20 protein-coding genes are annotated in these 19480 nt (G+C 65.4%); 7 read left to right on the top strand and 13 right to left on the bottom strand.

Going from position 1 to position 19480, the window contains the following annotated elements:
• Positions 1–7: 7 nt before the first annotated feature.
• On the top strand, positions 8–982 hold the full coding sequence (locus GRI99_RS00185; protein WP_160770011.1) for a sensor histidine kinase: 975 nt from the start codon (positions 8–10) through the stop codon (positions 980–982).
• A 386-nt stretch (positions 983–1368) separates the two neighbouring features.
• Here GRI99_RS00185 and GRI99_RS00190 read toward each other — a convergent pair whose 3' ends face one another.
• The 3 genes from GRI99_RS00190 to GRI99_RS00200 all read right to left on the bottom strand — a co-directional run bounded on the left by GRI99_RS00190 (position 1369) and on the right by GRI99_RS00200 (position 4159).
• A complete protein-coding gene (locus GRI99_RS00190; RefSeq protein ID WP_160770012.1) occupies positions 1369–1806 on the bottom strand; it encodes a BLUF domain-containing protein in 438 nt (145 codons plus the stop codon).
• Between the two features lie 298 nt (positions 1807–2104).
• Complete coding sequence (locus GRI99_RS00195; RefSeq protein ID WP_160770013.1) at positions 2105–2944, bottom strand: hypothetical protein; 840 nt, start codon at positions 2942–2944, stop codon at positions 2105–2107.
• Positions 2945–3040: 96 nt separating this feature from the next.
• The gene (locus GRI99_RS00200; RefSeq protein ID WP_337192816.1) at positions 3041–4159 is read right to left on the bottom strand and encodes a S8 family serine peptidase; all 1119 of its coding nucleotides are present in this window, start codon (positions 4157–4159) and stop codon (positions 3041–3043) included.
• A gap of 199 nt (positions 4160–4358) precedes the next feature.
• Here GRI99_RS00200 and GRI99_RS00205 point away from each other — a divergent pair, with 199 nt between their 5' ends.
• Together GRI99_RS00205 and GRI99_RS00210 are read left to right on the top strand one after the other, a co-directional pair.
• The gene (locus GRI99_RS00205; RefSeq protein WP_160770787.1) at positions 4359–4847 is read left to right on the top strand and encodes a sigma-70 family RNA polymerase sigma factor; all 489 of its coding nucleotides are present in this window, start codon (positions 4359–4361) and stop codon (positions 4845–4847) included.
• On the top strand, positions 4844–5542 hold the full coding sequence (locus tag GRI99_RS00210; protein WP_160770015.1) for an anti-sigma factor family protein: 699 nt from the start codon (positions 4844–4846) through the stop codon (positions 5540–5542). The genes GRI99_RS00205 and GRI99_RS00210 overlap by 4 nt, the downstream gene beginning before the upstream one ends.
• Positions 5543–5626: 84 nt before the next feature.
• Here the strand turns inward: GRI99_RS00210 and GRI99_RS00215 are convergent, their stop codons facing one another.
• The 6 genes from GRI99_RS00215 to GRI99_RS00240 form a co-directional block, all read right to left on the bottom strand.
• Positions 5627–5965: a hypothetical protein gene (locus GRI99_RS00215; RefSeq protein WP_237438043.1), complete on the bottom strand. Its 339-nt coding sequence runs from the start codon at positions 5963–5965 to the stop codon at positions 5627–5629.
• Between the two features lie 71 nt (positions 5966–6036).
• Positions 6037–7062, bottom strand: coding sequence for an MFS transporter (locus GRI99_RS00220; protein ID WP_160770017.1), 1026 nt, complete (start codon positions 7060–7062; stop codon positions 6037–6039).
• Between the two features lie 62 nt (positions 7063–7124).
• Positions 7125–8135, bottom strand: a complete 1011-nt coding sequence (locus GRI99_RS00225) for a Rieske 2Fe-2S domain-containing protein (RefSeq protein ID WP_160770018.1) — start codon at positions 8133–8135, stop codon at positions 7125–7127.
• Positions 8136–8140: 5 nt separating this feature from the next.
• Complete coding sequence (locus tag GRI99_RS00230; protein WP_160770788.1) at positions 8141–9196, bottom strand: Rieske 2Fe-2S domain-containing protein; 1056 nt, start codon at positions 9194–9196, stop codon at positions 8141–8143.
• Positions 9197–9212: 16 nt separating this feature from the next.
• The gene (locus GRI99_RS00235) at positions 9213–10250 is read right to left on the bottom strand and encodes a fumarylacetoacetate hydrolase family protein (RefSeq protein ID WP_160770019.1); all 1038 of its coding nucleotides are present in this window, start codon (positions 10248–10250) and stop codon (positions 9213–9215) included.
• Between the two features lie 15 nt (positions 10251–10265).
• Positions 10266–11114, bottom strand: a complete 849-nt coding sequence (locus GRI99_RS00240; protein ID WP_237438044.1) for a VOC family protein — start codon at positions 11112–11114, stop codon at positions 10266–10268.
• A 134-nt stretch (positions 11115–11248) separates the two neighbouring features.
• On the opposite strand from GRI99_RS00240, the gene GRI99_RS00245 reads away from it, so the two are divergent.
• A complete protein-coding gene (locus tag GRI99_RS00245) occupies positions 11249–12220 on the top strand; it encodes a LysR family transcriptional regulator (protein ID WP_237438045.1) in 972 nt (323 codons plus the stop codon).
• Between the two features lie 109 nt (positions 12221–12329).
• Here GRI99_RS00245 and GRI99_RS00250 read toward each other — a convergent pair whose 3' ends face one another.
• Positions 12330–14096 (bottom strand): SLC13 family permease, encoded by a 1767-nt coding sequence (locus GRI99_RS00250; RefSeq protein WP_160770022.1) that lies wholly within the window; start codon positions 14094–14096, stop codon positions 12330–12332.
• 137 nt (positions 14097–14233) lie between these two features.
• Here GRI99_RS00250 and GRI99_RS00255 point away from each other — a divergent pair, with 137 nt between their 5' ends.
• Positions 14234–14908: a response regulator transcription factor gene (locus tag GRI99_RS00255; RefSeq protein WP_160770023.1), complete on the top strand. Its 675-nt coding sequence runs from the start codon at positions 14234–14236 to the stop codon at positions 14906–14908.
• An 11-nt stretch (positions 14909–14919) separates the two neighbouring features.
• Here GRI99_RS00255 and GRI99_RS00260 read toward each other — a convergent pair whose 3' ends face one another.
• On the bottom strand, positions 14920–15381 hold the full coding sequence (locus GRI99_RS00260; RefSeq protein WP_160770024.1) for a MarR family winged helix-turn-helix transcriptional regulator: 462 nt from the start codon (positions 15379–15381) through the stop codon (positions 14920–14922).
• Positions 15382–15465: 84 nt separating this feature from the next.
• Here GRI99_RS00260 and GRI99_RS00265 point away from each other — a divergent pair, with 84 nt between their 5' ends.
• Complete coding sequence (locus GRI99_RS00265; protein WP_160770025.1) at positions 15466–15948, top strand: DUF3237 family protein; 483 nt, start codon at positions 15466–15468, stop codon at positions 15946–15948.
• A gap of 4 nt (positions 15949–15952) precedes the next feature.
• Entirely contained in the window at positions 15953–17602 is a 1650-nt protein-coding gene (locus GRI99_RS00270) for a CocE/NonD family hydrolase (protein WP_160770026.1), read from the top strand.
• On the opposite strand, the gene GRI99_RS00275 is transcribed toward GRI99_RS00270, so the two are convergent.
• Positions 17583–18950 (bottom strand): spinster family MFS transporter, encoded by a 1368-nt coding sequence (locus GRI99_RS00275; RefSeq protein ID WP_160770027.1) that lies wholly within the window; start codon positions 18948–18950, stop codon positions 17583–17585. The genes GRI99_RS00270 and GRI99_RS00275 overlap by 20 nt on opposite strands.
• On the bottom strand, positions 18950–19357 hold the full coding sequence (locus GRI99_RS00280; protein ID WP_160770028.1) for an SgcJ/EcaC family oxidoreductase: 408 nt from the start codon (positions 19355–19357) through the stop codon (positions 18950–18952). Before GRI99_RS00280 ends, GRI99_RS00275 begins: the two co-directional genes overlap by 1 nt.
• Positions 19358–19480: the final 123 nt, after the last annotated feature.

Raw genomic sequence — 19480 nt, forward strand, 5'->3', positions numbered from 1 at the left:
GGTCGCATTGACTCGGTTTCCCGCCATCCGCCGTGCGATCATCGCTGACAGGAACGCCCAGACATCCATCGCCATAGCCGCCGGCATGATCGGAGCCGCGACGCTATTCCGCTGGCTCACCTGGCAGGTGATCCCGCATCTGGTCTTTGTCGGATATTTCCCTGCCGTGCTCATCATCTCCCTGTTGCTGGGCTGGCGGTGGGGTTTGCCGGCGACAATTATGGCGGGAGTGATCGGAGCCTATTTCCTACCCGAACCCCCCCAGCCACTGACAAGCCCGCGCAGCCTTGCCGGGCTGCTGGCGTTCTATTTCTCCGCCGTGATCGTGGTGGCAACGGCGGACACCCTGCGCCGGACTGTTCGGGATCTCGAAGTTGCCAAGACCTCAGCAGATTACTTGAACCAGGAACTCCAGCACCGGGTGGGTAATACGCTCGCCGTGGTCCAGGCTATCGCTTCGCAGACGTTGCGGCATGCGGGGGCAAACGATTTCCCGGTCGCTTTCGGTGGTCGGCTTCGGGCACTGGGGCGGGCCAACAGGCTGATGGGCCTTTCGTCTGAAAATCGCTGCAACCTGCGCGATCTGGTATCCGAAGCCTGTGCACCGTTCTTCGATGGGGGTAATCTTACACTGTATGGGCCGGGAGTGCTCGTGCCTCCAGAGAGTTGCGTACCATTGACGCTGTGCCTGCACGAGTTGTGCACCAACGCGACTAAGCATGGCGCGCTCTCGACGCCATCTGGACGTGTTTCAATATCTTGGACGCTCGCCCGGAACGGCACTTTGAAGATTACCTGGCAAGAGCATGAGGGGCCGCCGGTCCATGCCCCCTCCCGGGTGGGGATGGGCACGCGGCTGCTAACTAAACAGGAAGGCATCAAGGGAGTCGATCTCCGTTACCTACCACTCGGTTTGGAGTGCGACATCTTGATCGACGATGTCGTGTCGCAATCGGGTAGCTTCGGTCGAACGAAGCCATGACTTCTGTAACCGATTATCTGGATGCGCTGCATCAATATATTTCCTTCAGGCCGTCGGTGGGGGCCGACTTCGAGACTCGCAGCCGCGAAGCCGCGATGGAGCAGGACGCGCTTCGCAAGTGTCGGGACATCTGGGCGTCCCTGCCCAATTCCGCCAAGCGGCGTCTACCCCCGCCGCCGGGTTGGTTAGCGCTGTAGCCCGATAATTCCATCTCTCTCGACATTGCGGCAGGCCGACAGATGGGATAACCTAAATCCGTCTCACGATAGTTCCTAAAGCCGCATCCTGCCTCACCACTATCGCTTATCCTAGATATCTAGCTGCAGATACCTGTCCAGTCTGATGGAAAGACCTGTTAGGTTCACGGTAAGGGTGACTAACCAAGGCTAGCTAACCCCGCGATCAAGCAACGTCCTCATTTGTTCGGCAGCATGAGTCGCATTCACCCCGGTCAAAAATCTGATTTCCTCAAGCTCCTCGCGCATCGCCAGTCGAGCTTGCTCGCTTCCTCCGATACAGGCCATGCTCCACTCCGGGAAGAGTCGCTCCTTCACATTCACCATGTCGACCAGTTGAAGTTCGCGATGCCGGAAGTCTCGGCAAATTCTCTCGAACGTTTCTTCGACATTGGCCGTTGGCCCCTCCAAGATCTGGATGTAACACCGAACTATCAGGAGCAAACTGCCGGTAATGCCCTGTATTGAGTTTTTGTTGGCAGATTGTGCAGCAATTACCGCCGGATCGGCCTGACTGCCGACAGTAGCGCGCCCTGCGGCCTTACTAGTATAAAGCAGGCGGCACGGTCTCGTTTCGTCCACCGCCATGGTTACGCGTTTTCCATCTGATCGGAGCGGACCAAAAACCGGATCAATTCGCCCGATGCGATAGGGCGGCTGATCAGAAATCCCTGCAGGTTAGGCACCACGGCTTTCGCTTTCCACCCTAACTGCAGACGTTAACCGTCTTCCAGTGATATCCTGAAAGCAGTCGCTGCCGTGCTCCCCGAGCTAAGTCTGCAATTGGGAGGGTTGCCGACCTTCTGCTTTCAAATTCAAGGTCCGGAAATCCGGACGTTCCGAAATCGCGGGAGGCGCTTGCTCGCACCCCCCGCAACGCTTTCGTCTAGTTCACCGCGGCATCGCCTTCGCCAGCGTACAACGCCGAGCCGCTGCCGTGCAGCGCGGCGGCAGGATAGGTGACGTTCTGACCATCCTGCCGCACCACGACCTCGCTCACCGTTCCCTGGGAGTTGGCAACCACCTGCCGGACTTCGCCTATCTTTTCGCCACCGGCCCCGAACACGTCCATGCCAGGTGCTACGGCAAAGGCGCCGGTGCCGTTTGCCGCACCGCTGCCAGCCACCGCCAGCGCGGAATTGCCCAAGCCAGTGCCGATCGAGCCGGCCGCATTACCCGTGCCGGTAGCTGAACCCGTTGCCGAACCGGCGAGCGGAACCGCCGTCCCGGTTGCCTGGCCAGCAGTTCCCTGCGCGCTCGCGACCAGACCGGCAGCAACCGCCTGCCCGCTCGAAGCTGCGTCCAGCACCTGTCCATTGGTCTGGCCTGCCAAGCCCGCCACCGCATCGGTGCCGATTAGCTGCGCATCGGCGCTGCCTTGGCCAGCGGCGCTGCCGGATCCGCTCGCCTCGCCGCTCAGCGGAGCGACCGGGTTGTCAACCAGCGGGGCCACGCTGGCCGAGGTGTTGGCATCGGCCCGGCGGTTGGCCTGCACCCGGCCCGAACGGCGATCGACCTGCTGGTCACCCGAGGTCGAGCCGCTGGCATCCAGCGTGCTACCGATGCTGCTGCTCACGCTGTCGAGCGTGCCGCCCATCGAACCGAACCCGCCGCCCAGCGTTCCGCCAACCATGCCGCCAAGACCGCCCGAGCCGCCGAGCAACTGGGCCTGCGCAGGAACCGCGAACAGGGCTATGGCCGATGCGGCGATAAGAAGCTTTTTCATCTCGTGATCCTTTCCTGACTGAACGGCCATCGTTGGACCGCACATCAGGAAAACGGATCGGCTCGTCTGCTTAATTCATCGCCCGGCAATTTTTTGTCAGGAGCGGCCGCAGGTCCCGCATACCAGCCCCCGCCCGAAGCTTGCGTCAGGGCCCGGAGCGCCAAGGTCGCGGGCCTCTTCGTCCACAGTGCGGCGCCAGTTGGCCGACTGGCGCAGCGCCGCCGCGATCCGCGCAGCCACGAGCGGGGTCGCATAGGAGGTGCCGCGCAACCGCACCCGCCGGCCCCGCGCATCGCGCCCGAAAAGGTCTGCACCGGGCGCAGCATAGTCGAGGTGTAGGGCCCGGCCTGCCTCCAGCAGCGCGCGGTTGCGCCCATCGACCCCCGTCACGGCGACCACTCCCGGATAGGATGCCGGATAGGCCGGGGGTGCCGCCGGGCCATTGTTGCCCACGGCTGCCACCACTACCACGCCGCGCCTTCCCGCTGCTGTGACAGCCCGCTCCAGCACCGGGTTGCGCGGGCCCACCAGGCTGATCGTGACTACCCGGCTGCCGCCGGCGACCAGCCAGCCGAGCGCGCGTGCGATCGCGAGCGCCCCGCCCCCTGCCGGGTCGGTGCCGTAGACATCGGCCACGCGAATATCGCGCACGCCTGCCTGTTGCAGCAGGTGGACGATTGCCGAGCCATGGTTGCTGGGAGTCGGCGCGCCAGTGGCGAAGCCGCGCGAAACGAAGGTGCCTTGGCTGTCGGCCGGCGCACCATCGATCATGCCCACGGCCGGTCCGGGCTGCGCCCGTGCGGCGGCGGCGCGCTGCAGGACGGCGATGGGCGCGGACCCGCTCTGGAAGTGCAGGTTATCGGGTGCCACCACGGCTGCGGGAGCCAACCGCGCGGCAAGCTCCTGCGCATCAGGCAGGCTCATGCCGGATGGCAGGGCCAACCGCGTGACCGCGATGTCCAGCCCCTCGATTTCTTCCCGGCCGAGAAGCCGCAATCCTTCCGATGCCAGCGCCGCCGCCGAAGCATCGTCCAGGTCCATCAGCAGCAGTTCCCCCCGCCGGGCAGGCTGGCCGGAGCGGTCGAGTTCCACGCTCTGCCGGTTCTGGCGAACGAACCGGGCAAGGGTCCGCTGCTGCAGGCGCAGCAGATCGCGGACGCTGTCCGCCGTCACCTCATCAATCGCGCCTGTCACGCCTTCCAGTGGATCGAGCACGTGGCCCGCGCCCGGCAAGTCAACACGCGGCAAGGCCAGCTGCGCCCCGGCTGGCCCTGCCGCCGAACCCAAGGCTGCCGAGAGGACAATGGCTAGAAGGACGCGCATTCTTCGTGGGATCCGATCTTTTTGCATTAGACATGGATGGAACGAAGCTGGCCAGTCGTTTAATCCCTGAAAGCCGGGAAAGGACCGAACTCTGCACCCCACTTTCGAACAGCAGGCACTCGATGCATTGCCCCGGCTGCGGCGCTTTGCCGCAGGGTTGGCCGGTCACCCGGCGGATGGCGATGACCTGTGCCAGATGACGATTGAACGGGCGCTGGCCAACCGGGACAAGTTCCAGGCGGGCACGCGGATCGATAGCTGGATGTACCGGATCATGCGCAATATCTGGATTGACGAGCAAAGGGCGCGCAACCGGCGCAATCAGACCTTCGTGGTGGACGAGGCGGGCCTGCTAGTCGGGACCGACGGCGCACAGGAAGCTCAGGTGGAATTGGCCAATGTCGATCGGGCGCTGGCTATGCTGCCGCCCGAACAGCGCGAGGCCGTGCTGTTGGTGATGGTCGAGGGCTTTTCCTATCGCGAGGCGGCGGAGATCGTGAACTGTCCGGTCGGCACCCTCAATTCCCGACTGGTGCGCGGGCGCGATGCGCTGCTCGCCATACTGGAGCAATCAGCATGACCATCAGCGAAAACGAGCTGGCCGCTTTTGCCGACGGTGAGCTTACTTCTGCCGACGCCGCCCGGGTCGAGCAGGCGGTGGCGGCCGACCCAGAACTGGCGCGCCGGCTGGCCGCCCATCGGCTGGTGAAGGACCGGCTGGCCGGGCATTTTGCGCCGATCATGGCCGAGGACCCGCCAGAGCGGCTGACCGCCCTGCTACGTCCACGACCCGCGGTGGCGGACCTTGCCGCCGCGCGCGAGGAGCGCAGCCAGCGGACACGCCTGCCGCGCTGGACTTGGGTTGCCGGTCCCGCGCTCGCCGCATCGCTGCTGATTGCGGTGCTGGTCCCCGGCAGCGGCGGCAATTCGTCCGCAGTCTATGCCGACACCCAACTGGCCACCGTGCTCACCAGCCAGCTCGTCGCTAACCAGAACCCTGACGCGCAGACCCGCGTGCTGCTGTCGTTCGTCCGCGACGATGGTGACTATTGCCGTGCTTACGCTTCGGACCGACAGAGCGGCATCGCCTGCAACGACGGGTCCGGCTGGGCCCTGGTCGAGCAGGCAGGCGGCGCGACCGGCAGCCAGGGCGAATACCAGCAGGCCGGATCGTCGGTGGCCGATGTCCTTGCCCGTGCGCAGGACATGGCAGTCGGGGGCGCGCTGGATGCCGAAGCCGAACGGGCGGCGCAGGAGCGCGGCTGGCACGACTAGCGCCGTGCTCGCGTGCCTTACGAGGAAAGGGGGCCGACGGATACCGACCCCCTGAATTCCTGATTGCGCACGGGAAGGTTCGCGTCAGCCCTCGATCGTCACGGTCCCGCGATAGCCGCGCTCAGCCATTTCCTTGATATAGTGGCGGCGCTCGTGGCGCAGTTCCACCGCGTATTCCTCCCAGGCGTCGCGACGATCCTCGATATCGCTGGCGCGCCGCAGATCCGACGTCAGCTCTTTCTGCGCCTCCGTCACGTTGATGCGGTAGTCGAACCACAGGCGGTTCTCGATGCCGGCGATGGGGCTGGCAAGGATCAATGCCTCTTCGGCGCGGGCCGCCGTTTCCTCAGGCAATGTATCGACGGCACCGGCTGCGGTTGTCAGGCAGGCCAGTCCCAAGGCACAAGCAAGCAGCATCTTCATCGTCGTAACTCCCTTCATGAACCGGATCGCTGCTGCGCGATCTCGAAAGGGAAACGGACCGCTGCATCGATTTAATCCACGCTTGGAATGCGGCGCGAGAGAACGGGGCTTTGTGAGGACTGACGGCCAGGCAGCAGGCTGACGGTCCAGGTGAGCATGTTCGGCAGCAGTAGGCCGCACCCTGCACACGCGACGAAGGCTGCGACTGCCAGGGACCAGAAGCCGGGCGCAAGCCACAGGCCAGCGTAACCGATCGCGCACAGGGCGAGCCCTGTCGCCAACAGAGCTGCCCCAGCCGTGGCGTTCGCTCGCCGGAACAGATAGCTTCCCAGTACCATGCCCAGGTTGGCACCAGCACCGGCCATGCCGATCCGGGCGGGCGATGCGGGACCGGCCAGCTGCAGGATCTGACCCAGTTGCACGATGATGGTATAGAACAACAGGCCCACGCCAAAGGTTACAGCGATGAGGGGTAGGACTTTGCCGACGGGAAACCCGCCGGTATCGGTATCGGCCTGATGCGACAGTTCCCCGGGTTCGAACAGGATCAGTGCGGCGGCGACGGCGATCGGAATTGCCACGAAATACATCAGAAAAGGACCGCGTGAACCAAATCCCTCGCCCAGCAGCCCTCCCAGGGCAACCAGGACAATGGCGGCAATGCTGACGAAGCCGACCTGCAGGGCGAACCACTTGTCGCGCTGCTCGCCCAGGAAATAGTCGGCAATGAGGGCGGTGGCGACCGTCATGATGGCGGCTTCGGCAATTCCCAGAAAGACGCGCGCGACCATGATTTCCACAAGATCGGCCAGCAGCAACGGAACGACACCGGCCAGCGCATACAACAGCAAGGCTGCAACCAGCAGCCTCTTGCGCCCGATCCGGTCGCTCAACCAGCCGGCCAAAGGCGAAAACAGCGCAACGCACAGGGCCGGAATGGTCAGGGCCATCGGCACGAGGAGGCTGCTGCCCGGCACATCGCCGAATTCCTGAAGCAGCATTGGCAACACCGGAACCAGCGAATTGATCGCCATCACCGGCAAGACGGATGCAAGCAGCAACACGATACCGTGGCGCGCGCCAGCGGATCTGGTCATCGCCTATTTTCCTCTCGAAGCTGCTGAAGCCTGTGCGGTCACCGCTTCTTCTCTTTTCGGTTTCAGCATCGGTTTTCTGCCCGAATGCGCGCTTGCAGGATGCGGCGCGCCATGACCGCCGCCTTGTCGATCGGTAACAGCGCGGGCTTGTGGGAGAAAAGGTCGTTGGACGTCATTCGCGAGCGAACCGCCCGGATCATCGGCTCGTCCTCATTCTCGAAGGCATTCTGCGTACCGAATTGCAGCATGCCGGAGACCTGCCGGTTGTCGTGCTCGCGATTGCGGCCTGCCGCCCAGAAATAATGGGTGGAGTGCTCCGTCTCCGGGGTCAGCAAGTGGACCGTGGGGATTTTCGGCCCGCCATCGGCCTCTCCGCTGATCATCCCGGTATCCAGGTCAAGGTTGGCCGGGGCGTGCCAGTGCATATAGGCGTGCAGCGTCGCGGTCGGGGCCGGATCGGTCCACAGGATCTGGAACAGGCCGGTGATCGGCTCGTCGCGCACATCGTAATAGGCGCTGACCACACCATCCTTCTGCTCTGCCCGGAAAGTGGTGCGCGCGGAATTCCCCGGCGATGCCAGCAGTGGGTGAAGAAATTCCACGTGCGACAGATCGAGCAGGTTGTCGATCACCAGCTCATAGTTGGCATCGACGTGAAGCTGCCCGTGGATCCATGACAGGTCCTCGCGTTCCATGCGGTGCAGCGGCGGCAAGCTGGCAGGATCGGCCTGGGCGGTATCGCCCATCCAGATCCATACCATGCCATAGCGTTCGCAGGTGGGGAAACTCTTCACCGCAAGGGTGCCGGTGATCGCTCCGTGGGGGTTGCGCACACACTTGCCGGAGCCGTCGAACACAAGCCCGTGATAGGGGCAGATCACTCCGCTACCGGTCAGCCGGCCAAGGCTTAGCGGAGCAAACCGGTGGGGGCAGGCATCGCGCAATGCCGATGTGCTGCCGTCTGCCTGACGGAACAACACCACGGGCTCGCCCAAGATGGTCCGGGCGACGGCCTTGTCGGCAATGTCCTTGCTCCACCCTGCCGCATACCAGGCATTAAAGAGGAACGGCACGGCGCTCAGACCCTTTCGGCGTCGAGCATTGACTGGATCATGCGGCGCACTTTGACCGCCGGGCCATCGGCCTTGACCAGCAGCTCCCGCTGGCGAGCGGCCCCTTCCTCCAGTCGCGCCTCTACAGCCTCGATAGCGTCGGCATCCTGCTGGCGAATCCTGATGTCCGAAGCGAGCTGGAAGGCATCAAGTTCCTCGCTCTCCGTCCGGAAGTTGCGGGTTGAGAAGCCGAAGTAGTGGCAGCTCGTCTCCGTTTCCGGGGTGATGCCGTGCATGATGTGCATCGCGCCCAAGGCTGGCGGCACGGTTTCGTGCCCCGGTACCCTGGTGTAGATCGGAAAGCCGGTGCGGATGAATTCGGGACCATAGAAATCGGTCAACTGGTCGAAGTCCGCCAGCCCCTCGTAGGCATTCTCCGGCAGCCAGACGAGGGCGTTGAAGTGCGTCCACGGCAGCTTGCCCATGCGCACCACGCGGTAACTGCTTGGGCGCCGTTCCTCACGCATTTTGGGATCGGCCATCGCCTCGCCGCCGGAAATGTGATGGTGGACGTAAGGCAGATGCGTCAGGTCCATCAGGTTATCGACCAGAAGCTGCGCGCGGCCCTGCACACGGAAATAGTTGGGCGACGAATAGCGCCAGCCCGGCGTGCCCAGTTCGAAGTCCGCATAGGGCGGGATCAGTGCCGGATCGCACTTGTCCGCATCCCCCATCCAGATCCAGCACAGCGGGCCCTTCTCGATTACCGGATAGGTCGGCTGACAGAAACCTGCGCCCGTGCCCTGGGAAGGCACGCTGCTGCACTTGCCATCGGCCTCGAAGGCGAAGCCATGGTAGCCGCAAACCAGCGCATCGCCGCGAACCTTGCCCCTGGCCAGCGGATAGTAACGATGCGGGCACAGTCCGTACATCGCCACCGGATCGCCGTTTTCGCGGCGATAAAGCGCAACCGGCTTGCCCAGCAGGGTCCGCTCGATCGGATCGCGGGTGATCTCGTCCGAAAAAGCGGCAATGTACCAGCGGTTGCGGACGATGCCGGTGGGGGTGGTGAAGGGATACACGGTCAACCTCCGTTCGTCAGGCGGGATCGTTGAGCGGGAACGGGCCCCAGGTCCAGTTCCGCCCGCCGGTTTCCTCGGCCACGATCGTGTTGGTCTGGCGGCCAAGACCGGTGATCTCGCCCTCCATCACATCGCCGGGGCGCAACCAGCGGTTGCCGTGGAAAGCGCCATTGCCCGGCGGTGAACCGGTGGCCAGCAGATCGCCCGGCACCAGCCGGACGCGCTCGGAGGCATAGGACAGGATCTGTTCGGGACCGAAGATCATGTCGGTCACCGGCCAGTCCTGCATCTGCTGGCCACTGACCTTCAGCCCGATGCGCAGGTCGGCAAGGTTCACGAACTCCTTGGGGACGATGAATGGTCCCAGCACCTTGAAATTGGGCTGGTGCTTGCTCATCCAGTCGTACTGAAAGCGCACGTCGGTGCGACGGAACTCGTCGACGGTACCAAGGTCGTTGATAGCGACATAGCCGGCGATCAGATCGCCTGCCTCCTCGGGCTTCACGTAGCGGCCGGTCTTGCCCACGATCACACCCAGTTCCATCTCCCAGTCGGGATGTTCGCCGATCAGCGGCAGCGGCACGTCATCGTTCGCGCCGCACAGGGCCGAGTGCAGGCCGGTCCAGATAAAGGGCATCCCTTCGGTTGCGCGACGGTCCACTTCGGCCAGGTTGCGCTGGAAGAAGTCTTCATCGCTCTCGCCCGGCTTGCGGTTGACCTGGTTGAACTTGTTGTGGGTCATCATCTCGGCCACGTGCTGGCGGTAATTCGACCCGGCAAACAGCATGTTGGGATGGGCGACGCAGGGCAGGCAATGGAGAGCGGCAAACTGGTGCTGCGGCCCTTCACGACGCGCGGCGAGATCCACCAGCGCCTCGAAGGCGCGCTCCCACTCGTCGAAGATGGCGTGGGTATCGTACCAGTGTGCCGAAAGGTCCAGCACAGTGCCGTCCGGCAGCACCAGGCCGGGGAACGGCTTGCCGCCATTCGCGCAATAGGTGCCGATCCCGAAGGAACCTTCCGCCAGGCCGGTCGCCACGTTGTAAGTCGTCATCGTGAAATCTCCGGATTAGATGAAATAGCGGCTCGGCTCGTCATCGGACCACACGTCCATCACCACGGCGGAGATGTCGTGAACATTGGTGCCATCAGACTTGCGCAACAGGTCGGTATCGGAAAATGTCTCGAAGCGCGCGCCGTCGGGACTGCGCCAGACATCGAACACGTGGCTGCCGTGCGGGTGGCGACCAACGCCCCAGATCGGCTCGTAATCCTTGCCACCAAGGTAGCGATGCGTGCGCAGCTGGGCTTCGTAGTCGTGCGCTTCGAAGCTGACGTGATGGCATCCGCCACGCTCGTCCTGCATCAGGGCCAGCGTGTGGTGGTCAACCCATTCTTCCCCGCGATCCAGCCGGTGGAACCCGACAATCTTCGCCTGTGGGACACCCGGAACGTGGTACACGTCGCTGCCGATCAGCCCCAGGTGCTGGCCGTACCAGGCTGCGGATGCGGCATAATTCCTGACGAAAAGCCCCAGGTGTCCCAGCCGCCACAGGCGCGCCGGGCCTACCTCGCGGCCACTCTGCTGGCGGCCGAACCTGTGCTTTTCAAAAGGGGTGTTGATCAGCAGGTCCTCGTACCGCTCGCCAGCTTCGCGCCGCGCAGATCCGTGGACCAGCAGCACACGGTTGCCATCGGGATCGGTCAGCGCCACGCATTGGCCGCCACCCGGCAGATCAAGGTCCGGCTGGCGCTCGGCACCAAGCTCGACCACGGCTTCATCCAGCATGGCCGCGTCTTCCACCGCGAAGGCAAAGCCGATGAAGCCATCGGCAGCCGCCTTGATCGCCACATAGCAGGCTTCATCCCCGCCCCGGGTGCGCATGACCAGGCGATCGTCCGTACGCTCCGCAGTCAACAGACCAAAGTCGGTGCAGAATGCCTCCTGTAGATCCAGGTCGCGGGCACCGAAGATAACGTGATGAAGCGAATCCAGACGCATTGATAAGCCTCTCGCAAAACTGTTCTGCGAAGCTTTTTGAGCGCCTCCAGTTGATTTCAAAAATCAATTCAGCAAATTTCACACATTGGAAATCTCAATTGAGGGCGCATATGCGTTTCAAAGGCCTGGATCTCAATCTTCTCGCGGCGCTGGATGTCCTGCTTGAGTGTCGCAGCACCACCGAAACAGCACGGCGCCTGAACCTCAGCCAGCCGACAATCAGTTCGGCACTGGGCCGGCTGCGCGACTATTTCGGCGATGACCTGCTGGTGAACGTGGGGCGGGAAATGGTGCCAACGCCGCTGGCCGAGGAACTGGGCCCGGCCATCGCCGAACTGCTGAACATTGCCCGCTTCCGTATCGTTCACGCCGAGGCCTTCGATCCCCGCACCTCGCGCCGGAAGTTCCGTGTCCTCGCGTCAGACTACCTGTTCGATGTGCTGCTTGCCAATGCTCTGGCACGGGCGGCACAGGTTGCACCGCATATCACTTTCGAAATCGGCAATATTGGTCCGCAAGGCACCAGGTCGTTCGAGCGCGGCGATATCGATCTGATGATCACGGTGCCGAAATTCATGCTGGCGGGCTATCCGTCGGAGGAGCTGTTCGCGGATTGCGATGTCGTGGTCTGCTGGTCTGGCGGCCGCTATGCCCAGGGGGTGGACGAGGCAGCCTTCGCCCAGGCCGAGTTTGCCATGGCCCTGTTCGGCGAGGCACGGCGGACCGCCCTCTCGGACATGCATTTTGCTGAAGCAGGCCTGGCGCTCAACGCGGCAGTGCATGTGCCCAGCTTTTCGGCCTTGCCGGGTGCGGTATGCGGCACCGATCGCCTCGCCGTGATGCACCGTCGCCATGCGCTCTTCTTCCAGCGCCTCTATCCGCTGGTGGTCCACCCCTTGCCCGTTCCGGGTGCGCATATCAGCGAGATGGCGCAATGGCATCCGCTGCGGCGCAAGGATGCTGGGTTAAGCTGGCTGCTTGAGCTGCTGCGAGGCGAAGTTGCCAACATCCAGGAGGGTTGAGCCCCAATTTGAGGAGTTGCATGGCCGAGAGGCAGGCGGGCGACCGGGGCGGGGGCGATACCGGTCTTCCTCCCGTTCTGACAGGCCGGCCGGCCGCGCACCCCGCCCCTTACAGCGGCCAGACCCACAGGATCAGCGGCGTGCCGAGCACGATCACCAGCAACGACAGCGGGGCGCCCAGGCGGGCGTAGTCGGAAAAGCGATAGCCACCGGCACCGAACACCAGCGTGTTGCACTGGTGGCCTATGGGGGTCAGGAAATCGCACCCCGCGCCCACGGCAATGGCGATCAGGAAGGGTTCGGGGCGATAGCCCAGCTCCTGCGCGAAGACCACGGCGATGGGGGCCATCACCAGCACCGTGGCGGCATTGTTCAGGAACGGGGTCACCGCCATCGCCGCTACCAGGATCAACGCCACCGCGCCCCACGCCGGCAGCGTGGCCGCGAAGGTGGAGAGCAGATCGGCGATCACCGCTGCCGCGCCGGTCGATTCCAGCGAGGCGCTCACCGGAATCAACGCTCCCAGCATGATCAGAATCGGCCAGTCGACCGCCTCGTAAGCCTCGTCCACCGGCAGCACGCCGCTCGCCAGCATCAGCGCGGCGGCGGCAAAGAAGGCGACAGCCACCGGCACCAGCCCCGTGGCTGTGGCCGCAATGGCCGTGGCCAGGATGATCACCGGCAGATAGCGGTGGCGCGGCGAGCCCAGCCTGATCTGGCGCTGCGCCAGCGGCAGCGCGCCCAGCTTCGTCAACCGGTCGGGCAACAGCTTCATCGGCCCCTGCAGCACGATCACGTCGCCCGCCTGCAGCACTGTCTGGCCGATGCGCCGGGTCAGGTGCTCGCCGGCGCGGGACACGGCAATCAGGTTGATGCCGAAGCGGTCGCGCAGCAGCAGGCGGCCGGCGGTGCGGCCAACCAGCGCAGAATCGGCCTTCACCACGGCTTCCAGCACGCCCACCCCGTCACCGCTGTCCACGCCATCCTTGCCCTCGCCTTCCAGCACCAGGCGGCCGGAGGCGATGGCCCGCTCCAGCGCATCTGGCTCGCCCGCCAGGATCAGCCGGTCGCCTTCCCGCAGGCGCACGTGGGGGCCGATCTGGCCCGGCAGGTTGCCCCGCAGCAGGCCGGTGATGGCCACCTCTTCCTCGTGCCGGGCGGAAAACTCGTCCACCGTCTCGCCGATGGCGGGGGAACCCGCCGCGATCGTCACCTCGGTGACATAGGCTGAGATATCCAGCGCATCGCCCAGTTGCGGGGCAGCCGCGCGATCGGAGGGCAGCAGGCGATAGCCGAAGCGAAGGAAAATCAGGCCCACCACCAGCAGGCCAAGGCCGGTGGGAAGGTAATCGAACATGCCGAACGGCTGGCCGGTCATGTCTTCGCGCACGCGGCTGACGATGATGTTGGGCGATGTGCCGACCAGCGTGGTGAGGCCCCCCAGCAGCGAGGCGAACGACATCGGCATCAGGTAGCGGGACGGGCTGTTGCCGCTTCGCTTGGCCATCTGGAAGGCGGCCGGCATCAGCATGGCCAGCGCGCCCACGTTCTTGATCATGCCCGACAACACCCCCACCGTGGTGGTCAGCAGCAGCAGTTGCGATGGCAGCCGGCGGGTGAACTGGGCCACGCTGGCCAGCATGGATTCCACCACGCCCGATCGCTGGATGGCGGCGGAAACCACCAGGGCCGAGCCGACGATGATCACGATATCGTCGGCAAAGCCGGTGAAGGCATCCTCCGGCGCCACGATGCCCAGCGCCAGCGCCGCCAGCAGGGCGATCAGCGCTGTAACGTCATACCGGAAGCGGCCCCAGACGAAGAGGATCATCATCCCCGCCAGGGTTGCGATCGAAAGCCATTGGGGAGTGGTCATGTCCTGCCACAACCGTGCGGACGGGCCACGGGTTCCGGTGCTGGCCCAAAGTCCATCCTCAAGGACCGGTCTCCGTCATATGAGAGTCACATCCCCGTGGCAGTCCGCCTGCTCCAGCCAGGGGACTTCGGCCAGTAATGCAGCGCGTTTCCATTTTGGGCACCAGTGAGCGTGTGGCGACCTTCGACCGGTTCCACAACGGCGAGACCGAGTTCGCCTTCGGCCTGCTGACGCCCGACGGGCCGCAGCGGCTGGTGGAAGGCCAGGTGTGGGCCTTTGTCGACTGGGTGATGCCCGATCTCTCCGGCCTGGAAATGTGCCGCCGCCTGCGCGCCGATCCGCGCACGGCCGAGGCCCATGTGACCATGGTGCTGGAGGAGGACGATCCGGATTACCGCCGCCGCGCGCTGAAGGCGGGGGCGGATGACTATGCCGTTGGCCCGCTGGACCGGCAGGGGATGTTGGACCGGGTGCTGGCGCTGTGCTCAGCCGCCACCCGCCCGATCGTGCGGCAGGTGGTGGAGGCTGGTGGCCTGACGATCAACCTGGCAGGCGAGCAGGCGCGCTGGCAGGGCCGTCTGATCCCGCTGCGGCCCAACGAGTTCCGCGTGCTGCGGTTCATGGCGCAGAACCCCAACCGCATCCTGACCCGGGCCGAACTGGTCGAGGCGCTGGGCAAGGCGGGTGACCCGGACTACCTGCGCACGGTGGACGTATGGGTAAAGCGCCTGCGGACCGGCCTGCGCGAGGCCGGTGCGGGCAAGCTGCTGCGCACCGTCCACGGCAAGGGCTACGTGCTCGACCTGGACTAGGTGCAGGGCCGTCAGCCCTGGCGCAGCAGGTCCACCTTGCTGGCCACCCGCAGCAGCAGGTCATCCAGCAGCTCACGCTCCTTCGGTTGCAAGTCGGCCAGGATGGCGCGGAAATAGTCCACCCGCGCGTCGCGCGTGCGGCGATAGAGCGCCAGCCCTTCCTCGGTCAGTTCCAGCAGCAGGCGCTTGCGGTTGTCGTCATCCTGCTCGCGCAGCAGCAGTCCGGCAGACGAGAGGCGGGCAACGGCGCGGCTCACCTCGGCCCGGTCGATATCGAAGGCGGTGCAGATATCCGCCGCGCTGGCCCGCGCCTTGGTGCCGACATAGACCAGCACCCGCCACTCGGCCAGCGTCAGCCCCGCCGATTCCGACAGGTGGCGGGCGGATTCGCGGTCGATCATCCGCGCCAGCAGTTGCAGCCGGTGCGGCAGGTGATGTTCGCCAAACAGGGTCCAGGTGGGTGGAAGCGCCATATCCTCGGCCCCTGCTTTAGAAAGCAAGCCGGACAAGGTCAAATTCAAGTTGACTTATCAACACGAATGGCCTTGCTTGCGGGGATGACCAGTCCGCACCCCTTCCAGCCCGCGCTGGAATTCGCCTTCACTATCTCGATCACGCTCAGCAAGCCCTATTGGGTGAAGCCCCCGGCGCGCGGCGACATGCGGGCGGCGATCTATGCGGCGGAAGGCGTGGTGGAAGGCCCGCTATTGAACGGCCGGGTGGTGCCCATGTCGGGCGGCGACTTTCCGCTGACCCGCCCCAACGGGGTGATCGATTTCGATGCCCGCTACCTGCTGGAAGCGGACGACGGCGCAGTGATCTTCATGGAGAACCGCGGCTACCGCTGGGCGAAGAGCCCGGAAATCGCCGCCATGATGAGCCGCAACGAGGCGGTGGACCACGATGCCTACTACATGCGCGTGACGCCCAAGTTCGACGTGCCCGAGGGCCCGCATGACTGGATGAGCCGCCACGTCTTCGTGGGCGTGGCCGAGAAGATCCCGGGGGCCAACCGTATCCATTATTTCGTGGTCCGCTGACATGGTGTCGGATCGGCCTATCACCCGCCCCGGCGTCGATCCCTACAGCGCCACCCACAAGCCCCCGCTGCCGGGCACCGACTATGCCACGTGGACCGACCGCGGCCTGACGATCGAGCGCAATTGCGTGATCCCGCTGCGTGACGGCACGCAGATCTACGGCGATATCTACCGGCCCGAAGGGGCCACCTACGGGGTGCCGCTGCTGCTGGCCTGGGGCCCCTATGGCAAGCACGCCCTGTCCAACAACGTGTTCTGGCCCAGGTCTGGCGTAAACCCGGAATGGCTGAGCGACCTGACCGCGTTCGAGGCGCCCGATCCGCTGTTCTGGGCCAGACTGGGCGTGGGCGTGGCCGTGGTCGATCCGCGCGGGGCCTGGCTGTCCGAAGGCGATTTCCACCACAACGGCGCGCAGGAAGCCGATGACTGCGCCGACACCATCGAGTGGCTGGCTGCCCGCCCGTGGAGCAACGGGCGCGTGGGGATGACCGGCGTGTCCTACCTCGCCTGCATCCAGTATCTCGTCGCCCCGCTGAAGCCGCCGGCGCTGGCTGCGCTCAACCCGTGGGAAGCCTTCTCGGACTGGTATCGCGAGTTCGCCTATCACGGCGGCATCCTGGAGACGGGCTTCCTGCCGCGCGCGTCGGACAATATCCGTTTCTCGCTGAACCGCACCGAGGATACCTGGGAGAACGCGAAAGCCCACCCGCTGATGGACGGGTTCTGGCACAGCAAGGAAGTGGACCTGGAAGCAATCACCCAGCCTGCCTATGTCGTGGCCGGCTGGGCCGACCAGGGCCTGCACCTGCGCGGCACGATCGAGGCCTGGCGGCGCATGGGCAGCCGCCAGAAGTGGCTCGATGTCCACGGGCAGAAGAAGTGGGCCAACTATTACCATCCTGCCAGCCGCGTGCGGCAGGCGGCCTTCTTCGAACATTTCCTGTTCGACAAGCCGACCGCAATTTCTGCCTGGCCGCCGGTGCGGATCGAGGTGCGCGAGGCGCATGGCGTGGCCAGCGAGCGGGCGGAAAGCGCCTTTCCCCCCGCCCGCGCGGTGCTCACCAGCCTGCCGCTGGGGGCCGATGGGACGCTGGGGACGGGGGTGGCGGGCGAGGTGCGCTATCACGCCCGCGAGGGGCAGGCGACCTTCGACCATACCTTTGCCGAGGATACCGAGATCACCGGCCACGTGGCCCTGAAGCTGTGGGTGGAGGCCGAGGGCGCGGACGACATGGACCTGTTTGTGGCCCTGCAGAAGCTGGATGCCGCGGGCCAGCCAGTGGGCATGACCTTCTATGCCTTCTACGAGAATGGCCCGGTGGCGCTGGGCTGGCTGCGTGCCAGCCACCGCGCGCTGGACCCGGCAAAGTCGCGCCCCGACCGGCCGTGGCACAGCCACGAGCGCGAGGACCGGCTGCAACCGGGCGAGTGCGTGCCGGTGGAGATCGAGCTGTGGCCCAGCTCCACCCTGTTCCGCGCCGGCGAAACGCTGCGGCTGGTAGTTGCGGGACACGATATCTATCCGCGCGAACCCGGCCCGCCGCTGCCCTTTGCCGAACACCAAGAGACGCGCAACGCCGGCACCCACGTGCTGCGGATGGGCGGGACGTACGACAGCGAACTGCGCGTGCCGGTCATTCCGCCTGCGGCTTGAGGCCGCGCGCGGCCATCAGGAAGCAGGCGGCGGAAACAAACAGCATGCTCACCGCCACGGCCAGCGCCATTTGCAGCCCTTGCGCCGAGGCGGCAGCGCAGGCGGCCACGATGTCCGGCGCGGCTCCCTCCACCGCCAGCCCCTTGGGGCAATCGACGGGGAACGCCCCGGCATAGGCTCGGGTAGCCATGGCATCGCTCAGGCCGCCCACGAACACCGGCCCCAGCCCCGATCCGATCAGGGTGAACAGCAGGGTATACAGCGCAATGCCGGTGGCCCGCATCCGCGCGGGCAGCAGGTTCTGGATCATGCCGGACGTCGGGCCGTAGAACACCAGCAGCATGGCCCCGCCCACCAGCAGGGTGGCGATGGCCACCGGCAGGGGCGGAACCGAGAAGGCGAACCAGTAGATCGGCGGGGCCAGTGACAGGCCGATGGCCGCGCCCCAGGCCGGCCAGCGCGGATCCTTGCCGGCCAGCCTGTCGGTGCCGAAACTGCCCAGCAGAAGCCCGGTGGCAAGCCCCACGCCGGAGACGGTGCCGAACAGCGCACCCGCCTCGCCCACGGCCAGGCCATAGCTGCGTGCCAGGAACACGGCCAGGAAGTTGGACACCGAAGTCATCCCGAACCCGGCGATGGCCCCTCCCGCAATGACCCACATCAGGGTGGGCTGGCCCGCCACGGTGCGGAAGAACTCACCCAGCGATGGCGCCGTTGACTGGCTGGCTGCGCCAGCGTCCTGCTGGCCCCGCTCGGGCTCCGGCGTCAGCCACAGCAGCAGGGCAGCCACCACGAAACCGGGCACGGCAAAGGCCAGGAAGGCGGTGCGCCAGTCATAGGCGGCGGCCACCAACCCGGCGATGGTGGAGCCGAAAAAGGCCCCCGCCGGACTGCCCAGTTGCACCACGGCCATGGTCGAAGCGCGGCGCGTGCGCACCGACACGTCGGCCACCAGCGATGCCGCCGCCGGAGTGAAACCGGCCAGCCCCAGCCCCAGCCCCAGCCGGGCCGCGGCCAGTTGCATGAAGCCGGTGGCCAGCCCCGTGGCCGCCGTGGCCAGCGACCACAACACCAGCGCCCCGGCGATCAGCCGCGTGCGGCGCATGCGTTCCGCCAGCATACCGATAGGCAGGCCGGCAATGGCATAGAGCAGGGCGAACATCAGGCCCTGCAACAGGCCCAGTTCCAGATCGCTCAGCCGCAGGTCCACCTTGATGGTCTGGGCCAGAACCGAGAACACCGACCGGTCGGCAAAGTTGAGGATCGATGCGGCCAGCAGCACCAGCACCAGCCGGGTGCGCCCGGCGCGCCTTCCGGGCTGCCCTTCCACCGCATAGTCCGCCGCCATCAGCCTTCTCCCCGGCGAACCACGGTGCGTTCCAGCGAGGTGGCGTTGATGCGTTTGAACAGCCCGCGTTCGATTTCGTACAGGGCCATCGAGCGCAGGTGGAAGCGGTCGCCCCGGTCCAGCACCACGCTGCCCACGGTGACCCCGTCTGCCAGCGCCTCGAAGGTGGATCGCAGCGCGGCGGCGATGCAGTTTTCGCCCTCCACCACCCCTTCCACCACCAGCTCGCGCGCCACCTGGCCACGCAAGCCGGCATAGAACCGCGTGATCGCCTCCGGCCCCGCCAGTTCCTGCCCCGCGCCGTTCACCAGCACCACGTCCGGCGCATAGCACGCGGCATAGCCGGCGGTGTCCCCGGCGTTGAAGGCGGCGATATAGCGTTCCAGCATGGCGGCGTGTTCGCCCATGGCCCTCTCCCCGGCAGCACCATCGCAGCATGGCGTTTTTTGTTGAGCGATCAACTTATTTCGCTTGCCATAGAGAGGCGGGTGCGCTCTTCCGGCAACAGGTAAAACACTATCGACCCGATG

The sequence above is a fragment of the Alteraurantiacibacter buctensis genome (assembly GCF_009827655.1).
Taxonomy (GTDB): Bacteria; Pseudomonadota; Alphaproteobacteria; order Sphingomonadales; family Sphingomonadaceae; genus Alteraurantiacibacter; species Alteraurantiacibacter buctensis.